The organism is Williamsia sp., from assembly GCF_036566845.1.
Taxonomy (GTDB): domain Bacteria; phylum Actinomycetota; class Actinomycetes; order Mycobacteriales; family Mycobacteriaceae; genus Williamsia.
In genome coordinates, this window is sequence record NZ_DATCVM010000046.1 from 1 (window position 1) to 8,418 (window position 8,418).

At 63.2% G+C, this 8,418-nt stretch carries 7 protein-coding genes and 2 pseudogenes; 4 read left to right on the forward strand and 5 right to left on the reverse strand.

Annotated features, from left to right (window positions below; all coding sequences use genetic code 11):
• Positions 1 to 373, forward strand: a pseudogene (locus tag VIQ49_RS04015) (hypothetical protein); the annotation flags it as partial.
• On the forward strand, positions 373 to 1,029 hold the full coding sequence (locus tag VIQ49_RS04020; RefSeq protein ID WP_331881055.1) for an RES family NAD+ phosphorylase: 657 nt from the start codon (positions 373 to 375) through the stop codon (positions 1,027 to 1,029). The pseudogene VIQ49_RS04015 and the gene VIQ49_RS04020, both read left to right, overlap by 1 nt.
• A 53-nt stretch (positions 1,030 to 1,082) precedes the next feature.
• Here the strand turns inward: VIQ49_RS04020 and VIQ49_RS04025 are convergent, their stop codons facing one another.
• Both VIQ49_RS04025 and VIQ49_RS04030 read right to left on the reverse strand, forming a co-directional pair.
• Complete coding sequence (locus tag VIQ49_RS04025) at positions 1,083 to 1,280, reverse strand: hypothetical protein (protein WP_331881057.1); 198 nt, start codon at positions 1,278 to 1,280, stop codon at positions 1,083 to 1,085.
• Positions 1,281 to 1,368: 88 nt separating this feature from the next.
• Positions 1,369 to 1,785, reverse strand: coding sequence for a hypothetical protein (locus VIQ49_RS04030; protein ID WP_331881059.1), 417 nt, complete (start codon positions 1,783 to 1,785; stop codon positions 1,369 to 1,371).
• Between the two features lie 773 nt (positions 1,786 to 2,558).
• On the opposite strand from VIQ49_RS04030, the gene VIQ49_RS04035 reads away from it, so the two are divergent.
• The gene (locus VIQ49_RS04035) at positions 2,559 to 3,239 is read left to right on the forward strand and encodes a TetR family transcriptional regulator (RefSeq protein WP_331881062.1); all 681 of its coding nucleotides are present in this window, start codon (positions 2,559 to 2,561) and stop codon (positions 3,237 to 3,239) included.
• Between the two features lie 1,600 nt (positions 3,240 to 4,839).
• Here the strand turns inward: VIQ49_RS04035 and VIQ49_RS04040 are convergent.
• Genes VIQ49_RS04040 through VIQ49_RS04050 form a run of 3 tightly spaced genes read right to left on the reverse strand, consistent with a single transcriptional unit; the run spans position 4,840 to position 7,908 of the window.
• The gene (locus tag VIQ49_RS04040) at positions 4,840 to 4,995 is read right to left on the reverse strand and encodes a hypothetical protein (RefSeq protein ID WP_331881064.1); all 156 of its coding nucleotides are present in this window, start codon (positions 4,993 to 4,995) and stop codon (positions 4,840 to 4,842) included.
• A 37-nt stretch (positions 4,996 to 5,032) separates the two neighbouring features.
• Positions 5,033 to 6,031 (reverse strand): ABC transporter substrate-binding protein, encoded by a 999-nt coding sequence (locus VIQ49_RS04045; RefSeq protein WP_331881066.1) that lies wholly within the window; start codon positions 6,029 to 6,031, stop codon positions 5,033 to 5,035.
• Positions 6,028 to 7,908, reverse strand: coding sequence for a siderophore-interacting protein (locus VIQ49_RS04050; RefSeq protein ID WP_331881069.1), 1,881 nt, complete (start codon positions 7,906 to 7,908; stop codon positions 6,028 to 6,030). Before VIQ49_RS04050 ends, VIQ49_RS04045 begins: the two co-directional genes overlap by 4 nt.
• 253 nt (positions 7,909 to 8,161) lie before the next feature.
• On the opposite strand from VIQ49_RS04050, the pseudogene VIQ49_RS04055 reads away from it, so the two are divergent.
• Positions 8,162 to 8,418: pseudogene (locus VIQ49_RS04055) on the forward strand (cupin domain-containing protein); the annotation flags it as partial.

Consider the following 8,418-nt stretch of genomic DNA (forward strand, 5'->3'; position numbering starts at 1 on the left):
GCGTCGCCATATCCTCGACTATCCGATGCTGACTGCAGGTCAGGTCGCGGCCGTTTTGCGGCGGCCGGAATCGGACCGCACCGTTGCGTCGCGTTTGCGAACCGCCGGTAAGGTCGTCGCATTGCCTGTCGGCAACGGCTACCGGTACCCGGAGTTTCAGTTCGACGACGTGACCGCGTCGGTGCGCGAGGTTGTGGCCACGGTCAACGTGCTTCTCGGGGCGAGCGCTGACCCGTGGGGAGTTGCCTCGTGGTGGCTGACACCGTCCCCGCGACTGCCGCAGGGGCAAACTCCGGTCGATCTCGCGATCGATCCCGACCCTGCCGCCCATCGAAAGCTCGAACGGCTGGCCTCCGCGGTGCTAGCTGACTGATGCCGGATATAGAACCACTGGCCGGGGGCCTGGTCCGGCAGGCTCACCGCAGCACACTGGCCGCCGGCACGAGGGTGTGGCGGGTTCACAGCAGCCGCCGCAGCGCGTTGGCCCCCAATCCCACGGCGCAACCGGACGAGTTTTCCGGGGGTAGATTCGACTCACTCGACGGCACGTACGCCTACCTGTACATCGCTGACAGCCCGGACGGAGCGATCGCCGAAACTATCTGCCGGGATCTGCCTTTGGATCCGACTGTTGCGAGGATTGTGCCTGCCAGCGCGGTGACGGGTCGCACCTTGACTGCATTGACGCTCACCCGCATCGTTGCCGTTGCGGTGCTGCACGGTCCGCACCTGTCTGCGGTCGGGCAGGATTTGTGGTTGACCAAATGCGAAGCGCGACATTACGTCACCACGCGCAAGTGGGCACACGCGATCGGTGCTGCCGACCCTGCTCTCGGGGGCCTCGCGTACCGCCCTCGGCACAACGAGGACACTCTCGCGTGGGTCCTGACCACAGATCCGGCCGTCACATCGCACCCTGCTCTTGCCGTCGATTCGTCTGTTACTGCATTGTCTCTCGATCATGGCAGAGGCCGCGATCTAGTAGAACGTGTCGTCGCCGATCACAGCGCCATCCTCTCCTCGGCATAAGCGCGGGATGTGGTTCCAGTAGTTGAACAAGGTTGTGTGCAGCGAGAAAGGTCCTATGAAGCGTCGGCCTCGTTGTCAGGTATTTTCGCCACCAGCGTGGGCGTCGAGTTGTAGTAAAAATCAACAGGACGCATCACCGCACTTTGGCAGATATCGGGTGTGTCGACCGAGCCCGTCAATATATGTGCGTCACTGGAAGCCGGTGGCGCTCCGGGTGATTCAGCGGCCAGGGCACCGCTTTTCAGCGTCATCGTTGTCTCCACGTCCGTGCTGGCGGTGTTCCTGCTGGGTGGCGCGCGCTCTGCACCGTCGCCCGGAAGCGAAGCGCCGCAGCCTGAATCAGCGCAGGTCGGTCTCGTCGTCAGCGACCGGACCGCCCAGTTCGCCGGTGCCGTAGCGGTCCAGCACGGCCAGCACCTTCTGACCCCACCGCTCGTGTGCTGCCTGCCGGGACACTCCCGTCGCCCGCGCGATGAGCTCCCACGTGGCGCCGATCCGGCGGAGCCCGACCACGGTCGGTAACGGGTCGAGTCTCGCTGCGAGCTCGACACGCAGCGACGCGAGCGACCACGCCAGCTGCCTGGTCGCCGACACCCCTTCGCGCTCCTCGGCCTCCCATTCCGGGGTTCCCGGCAGTGGCCCGGTCCCCATCAACTCGTCGACCTGCCGCGGCACCTCGATAGTCGCCGCATCCATAGCTGCTCTCGCCGCGGCCTCGACATCAACGGTCAGGGCCCGCTCCATCAATTCATTCATGACGTCAAGGTTGACCTGACACGCATGGTTTGTCAAGCTCGACTTGACATGTCGACATCGGCGTCAAGGCCGCGTTGCGGCCCCTACGCGGATGCTGGCCGCCGTGTCCACAAAGCGGAACGATGACTGCATCGCGATAGCCTGCCCCTGACCGGAACTCGCTGAGCTGGGCATTCCAGTAGAGCTTGTTCGGTGATGCATCTCGAACTGGGTCGCTGAACGGAGCATCGCGTCCGACGCTGTTCCTTCGCATCCTGCTAGTCGATCTGCCGACGCATCTCGCTCGTCTTCGGCGCAAATCGACAGTGGGGCCGCCGGACCCGGCCGAAGGTTCGCCCATGCGGCATACGATGTGGGCCGTCTACGTCAATCTCACAGCGAAATCCAGGGTGTCGTGGGGATTTTCAGTGTCATCCGCAACGCGGCCCAACTGTTTCGGGTCCCTGGCTCGGACGAACCTGATGCGCGGCAGACGATTTGGGCAAACTTGACCGACAAGCGGTACGGCTCGACCACGCGGACCAACATCGTAGGGGCGGCCCCCGACACGTTGGACGTCAGCGAGGGTACTTTTTGCGGGCAAGCTCAATCCGATGGGCGGTGCCTCTCTCGACGGAGGGCTCGCCGGCAACGTGGATAGGCATGCGACCATGGGGCATCAACTGTTTTGCTCTTCGCGCCGCTTCGAGCTGAACGATTTCGCCACATTAGTTGGATCGGAGCCGTGGCTGGGGCTGGGGCTTCGCGACGACCGCAACAGATAGGAACCCCAAGTGATCGAGCCAATCAAGGAGCTGCATGCGGTCGTTGAGCCGGTGTTTGCGAGTCGGCGGCGTCAGCAGCGCGCGACGATCACCAAAGCGAACATCCTCGAGGCCGCTGCAAAAGAATTTGCTTACAACGGTTACGCGGCAACGTCACTCGCGGATCTCCTGGCCGCCTCCGGGACGACCAAGGGTGCCGTGTATTTCCATTTCACGTCGAAGGAAGCAATAGCCCGAGAACTCGTCGCTCACTGGTCGGCGGCGCTTACGCACGCGGCCGCAGCCGCGCACGACTCGCAGTCGCCTTCCGTCGCCCAGATCAGTTCATTTTTCGGGGACCTCGCTGCGAGCATCGCGGTCAGTTCCCTTGCCCGTGCGGGACTTCGGCTCACCACTGAAACCGGGATCGACGGGGCGCGAGAGGCGTTTGCTCAGTGGATGGATATCACGAGCAGTCTCGTCGATGCCGTCATCGCATCAGGTCGGCTTCCCGACAACTCTACGACGCGGCAACTGTCGTGGAACCTGTGTGCGGGGTTTATCGGGACCGTGAACATCATCCGGGTTCTCGGTGATACCGGTGATTTCACCGCTCGCATGCACAGCCTGGTCGCTATGCACCTGGCTGCATGTATAGCCGCGAATCAGGCTGACAATGTTCTCGACGAAAGCACTGTAATTCTCCGTTGAGATGGTGTGCGGCAGCGGCAGACAGGATTTTCGGAACAATGGGATGGCTGATGCGGGCTACGATGACGCCATCGACTGGTTGGCTGGTTGCCTGTGATTAGTCCGCGGATTCGGTCCTATTGATTCTTGTGACTTCGCTTCGACCGGCGATTTCGCACGCACTGCACCAAGGCGGGGGGACTTCGAGAGATGCCGCAAACTCGGTGTTCCCAGTAGTCATCTGGACATGTTTATCGGGACCCGTCCGAATGCATCAGGCGCCGCGGTTGTCGCAGTCGACGTACGTCAGCGAATGCCCAGTCCCACCAGCCAATGCCGCCAACGCCATTGGCGTCCAATGATTTCCGTCAACGGCTCCTGCGACGGGGAAGGGACTACGTTCCACCGCGCTACATCGACTACACGATGGTGGCCAGCCGCCAGAGCTTCGTTGTCAACCACCAGCGGGTTGGGGAGCAGGCCGTCGCCCGACTACGTGTTGGAGTCGGGTTCGAGTGTCGTGGGCGACGAGTATCTCAAAGTGCTGTCCTGTGAGCCGCATCACGAACGGTTTACGGTTCAACCAACTCGGGCAGTAACTGGCTGGCTCACCGGACTGTTCCCCCGACCCTTCCGGTGGCCACCACTGCGTGCCGGGCTGGATACACAAACCCCCGGCCCGGCACGCCACCGTCACCGCCGGGATTTCGGGACAGGCATAGTGAGCCGTTCGACGAGCTCTCGGACTGGCAACCTTTCAGTCCGGGCTACCGGTGCGTAGATGCCGAGGTCGAGATTTCACCGGTACGGTCGAGCGGGCCCCGTTGCGCGGAGTTGACGACACAGCTCCTCCGGAAGGGGGCGTCAGGTCCCGCCGGAGGACAGTCCCCCTGCTCGTCCAGCGGGGCCTGTGCACGGCCGAGCATGCGGATCGGGTTTAGGATTTGTAGGTCGGGTATGCCTGTGGGGCGGCACTGCATTCACGGGTAGGAATCAGGACCGCAGATCTGCCTACCGGCTGTCACTCGCCGGGGGTGGAGTAGGGGAAAGTGCATCGCATCGGAAGGCGATGCGCACCCGCCGACGCTTAGTTCTCGGATCGGGCGTCGGCGGGTTCTCCGCTCGTAACAGACCCTCGCATCTACTGCAGAGCGTTGCGTGGCGGGATCAAATTCTGTTCACCAGTGTCACCAGCTCGACGTGGTGACGGACATGGTTCACCTGGCCGATACTGACGATCGACCGGGTGGGCCACCGCAATGGCGTGCTAATCCCGAATTCCGGCAGGCACGCACTCCCTGAAGGGATGAACTGCGTGCCGTCCCATTCGGCCGTATCCATTCGACACCCGGCCAGGCACGCAAACTCGGCAACAGGTTCCGATTAACCGGGGACGGTACCCCGGTAGACGGGTACGCCGGAAAGGGATCGGTGACAATCTGCCGCCTTTGGAAGCGGGGATTGCGTAGTGCTGGCAACTGTTACCGGAAATCGAGCAGTCAGGAAGGGGATCCCCTACCTGAACGTACGCAGTCGAAACCGTTCAGCTCCGCATGTGCCTACACTCACGCAGGCGATTGTTACAAGGCCGCGGCGCCGGGAATCATTCCGCAGGCAAGCGCTAGAACCACCTGCCGGGTGCCTGTTCCGGCCGGCTCATCGCAGCACACTGGAGCGCCGGCACGACGGTGTGGCGGGTCCACAGCAGCAGCCGCAGGGCGTTGGAGCCCAATCCCACCGCGCAACCGAGCGAGGCGGCGGGGGACGCCGAACTCATTCTGAAACTTCAGTTAGCCGCGACGGCCTACTAGTACCTACTGACCGGTCTTGTTCAGGGTCGATGCCTCGAGGATGGGCACGGCCTTGTCCAGGAGGTAGACCAGTGCGCCTGGCGCTGGAAAGGTGGCGGCGTTCGCCATGGCCAAGTCGCTGAAGATCACTGTCCCGTTCTGTGTAGCAGGAAGGGTGGGGAAGCGGGGATCACCTTCCAGGCGCTGGCGGGTCTCGTCGGTCCAGGCCGCCGCAAGGAGCACGTCTGCCGAGAGGTCGGTCATGTTCTCGAAGGACAGTGGGGCGTCGGTGTAACTTCCCTGGTTCTCGGCTGGCTCCAGGCCTAACAACGACAGCCAGCCGCCGGACCCGAACTGGTATCCGTTTTCTCGAACGGCTACCGAGTTGTAGGTCGTGCCCTTCAGTTGAGTGACTCGTTCCTCGTATCGAGCGACCTGGGCGTCGAAGTCAGCGAGAGCTGTCTCCACTGCTTCTGCTCGTCCGGTCAGGTCGCCGACGGCTTTCATGTCCACGGTCCACTCGGTGATGGTGCTTCCATCGTCTGTGCCGACATAGGTGGGGGCGATCTTTGAAACCATGTCGTACATGTCCTCAGGAATGCTCCACGAGTGGCCGAGGATGAGGTCGGGCTCGTAGCTGGCGATCTCCTCCAGGTCGGGCTTGAACTCCGTAGTTACGAGCTCAGGCGCCACTCGGCCGTCGTAGGTGCCGGCGAGCCATGGATACACGCTGTCGAACTCTTCGGCAGGGATGGCTCCCGTGGCGAATGCAACTGGTTGTAGGTCGAGCTCGGCCAGCATGTCGAGATAGGCGGGCGACATGACGAGGATACGTTCGGGTCTCTTGTCGAGGGTCACCTCGCCGTAGGCGCTTTCGACGGTGACCGGGTACCCGGCGTCGGACACTGAATTGTCCGAATCTGTGTCGGGGTCGCTGCTGCCGCAGGCGGTGAAGGTGAGCGCTGCTGTGAGTGCGGCCGCGGCGAGCACGATGGTTCGCCGGAGGCGTGGGAGCGCAGTCATTCGGTGGTGCCTTTCTTTTGGGGAATCACCTGGGTGACGGTGTAGAGGATGGTGCCCCAGCCGATGGTTTCGGCCGCGTCGATGCTGAGATCGGCTGCGTGGAAGAGGTCGGTCAGTTCCGTGACAGTGCGCAGGCCTGTGCCGTGGAGGGCGTAGTTGAGGAGGTCGACTTCGCTTTCGTGTTCGTCGAGATCGTCGACGGTGAGGGTGTCTTCGATAATCAGGAGCCGCCCGCCCACGGTGAGGCTGGAAGCAGCCTGGCGCAGCGCGTGGACGGCGTCATCAGTGTGGTGGGTGCCGAGCTGGCGGTCGAAGAGGATCGCATCGGTGCCGGGGGCTGTCTCGAAGAGTGACTTCTCGGTCAGGGTGACGCGGGAACGGTGCTCGTTGTCGGGGATCGTCTCGGGCATATCCTCGCGCACCCAGGCGATGTGCGAAGGGAGGCCCGCGATCGTGACCCGGATGTCCCGATGGGTGTCGATGAGGGCGTGTGCGATCACGGCGGGGGCGTCACTCCGGATGAGGAGATGTTCGATACCGGTCAGGGCTCGCGCGTGCGCGAGAGGCTCGGCGTAGTAGCGGGTGGTCTCGGCGGCGTGCTCGTGGTGCTTGGTTGCGTACCAGTCCTCGCCCAGTAGAGCCTCATACGAGTTTCCTGTGACGGTGGTGTATCCCTCGTGCCCGGTGCGGATGGCATGTGTCAGGCCGTGGAAGGCGAGTTCTCGACGGGCGTGGTAGCCATCCTCATGGAGGATCTCGACGACGAAGTCGTCGGTGAGGTACTCACCGACCTCGCTGAGCCGGTAGTGCCCCGGGGCGGTCTGTTCGACCAGATCGAGCGTGTTGAGGTATCGCAAAAGTTTGCCGACGCCAAGCGGATTCGCGCCGGTTGCGACCGTGAGATCAGTGACGGTGGTGGTTCCGCGGGCGATCAGGTCCGGGATGCCGAGGGTTACCGCCGAACGAATCGCGAAGGGTGGGAGGAACTCGCCGAGTTCGTGGAGCTTGTCGAAGGCTTCTTCGTTACGTTCGGGGTCGGGGATGGCGGGGTCGTTGTCGAGAGTGATGACCTCGCCGCGGCGCCAGTAGCCGGTGAACTGAATGTCCTGTTTGGCCATGTCGCGTTCCTCGACCAGGTGACGGCGGATGGCCTTGACCGCGGTGGATTCGCCTGCGATCCACGCGAATGCGTGACCGTCCCACCACTTGACCGCACGTACGGCATCGAGCAGCAGGGCCGTAGGCCCTGTGGGAGCGTTGTGACGGACCAGCCAGGTCACCACAACTCCGGGCAAGTCACGCAGTCTCTGTCGGTGCTTGGTATGGGCGATCTCGATGATCACCTGGCCGCGCGCATCAACAGGCAGTTCTTCCAGAAGCCGGGCGATTGCGGGCAGCGCGGTGTCGTCCCCCGCGACCAGTAACCAGTCGGCGGTCGGCAGTGCCCGACTGGCCGCGGGGCCGGCGACATGGAGACGGTCCCCGGGGCGAGCGCTGTAGGCCCAGGTTGTCGCGAGGCCCGTGCCGTGCTTGACGAAGTCCACTTCCAGCTCGTGAGCGGCCGCGTCCCACCTGCGGATGGTGTAGACCCTGGACAGGGCGCGGGGGTCGTCGGGCCAGTCCAGATGCCCGTCGGCCTGCATTGGGAGAACTGGTTCGGTTTTGCCGGGGTAGGGGAAGATCAGCCGGATGTCGTCGTCGAATCCCTCGCTCCGGAACGGTGGTTGTGCCAGCCCGTTCGCGGACGTGAAGGTCGCCAATTGTGTACCGGTCAGAGTCACCCGCCGCATTCCCGGTGTCACATCAGCGATGCGGGCCACCTCGAGTTCACGCAGGCTGATGGGGTGCACCGCGAGGCGACGCGATGTCTTCGGCATACTTTTCCCTTCTGGGTGAGGCGCGGAAAATTTCAGCGCGGACCAAGCGGGTTGCACCGGGTGTCCGGGATCCCTGAGACGCGCCTCAAGTAAAGTTAGGTTATCCTTAAGTCATGTGGGGTGCGCGAACCGACAACTACTTATCACGTCGGGTTGTTGTCGAGCGACCGCCATCCGAGTTTGTCGACGCCATCGGGTCGGAGCTGTGAAGTCTTTCTCCAGAGATGGCCCACCTGTGATTCATCCCTGCCGGATGGAGGCACAGTGGAGCCAAGGGGAGCATCTTCTCTTCTGGGTTCATACCGGGTCCGCGAGCGTTCACCTGGAGACCGGCGAGGTGCGCAACCTCGTCGCCGGTGAGGGGATCTGGGTACCGGCTCACATGAACCGAGCACTCAGCACCGATGCTGGCACGGTGGCGTTCCCGATCCAGGTGCAGGCTAGTGCTATCACATCTGGTCCCGACAGTGAGGTGTCATTCGTGGTGCCGGACGAGCGGCGGGACTGGTT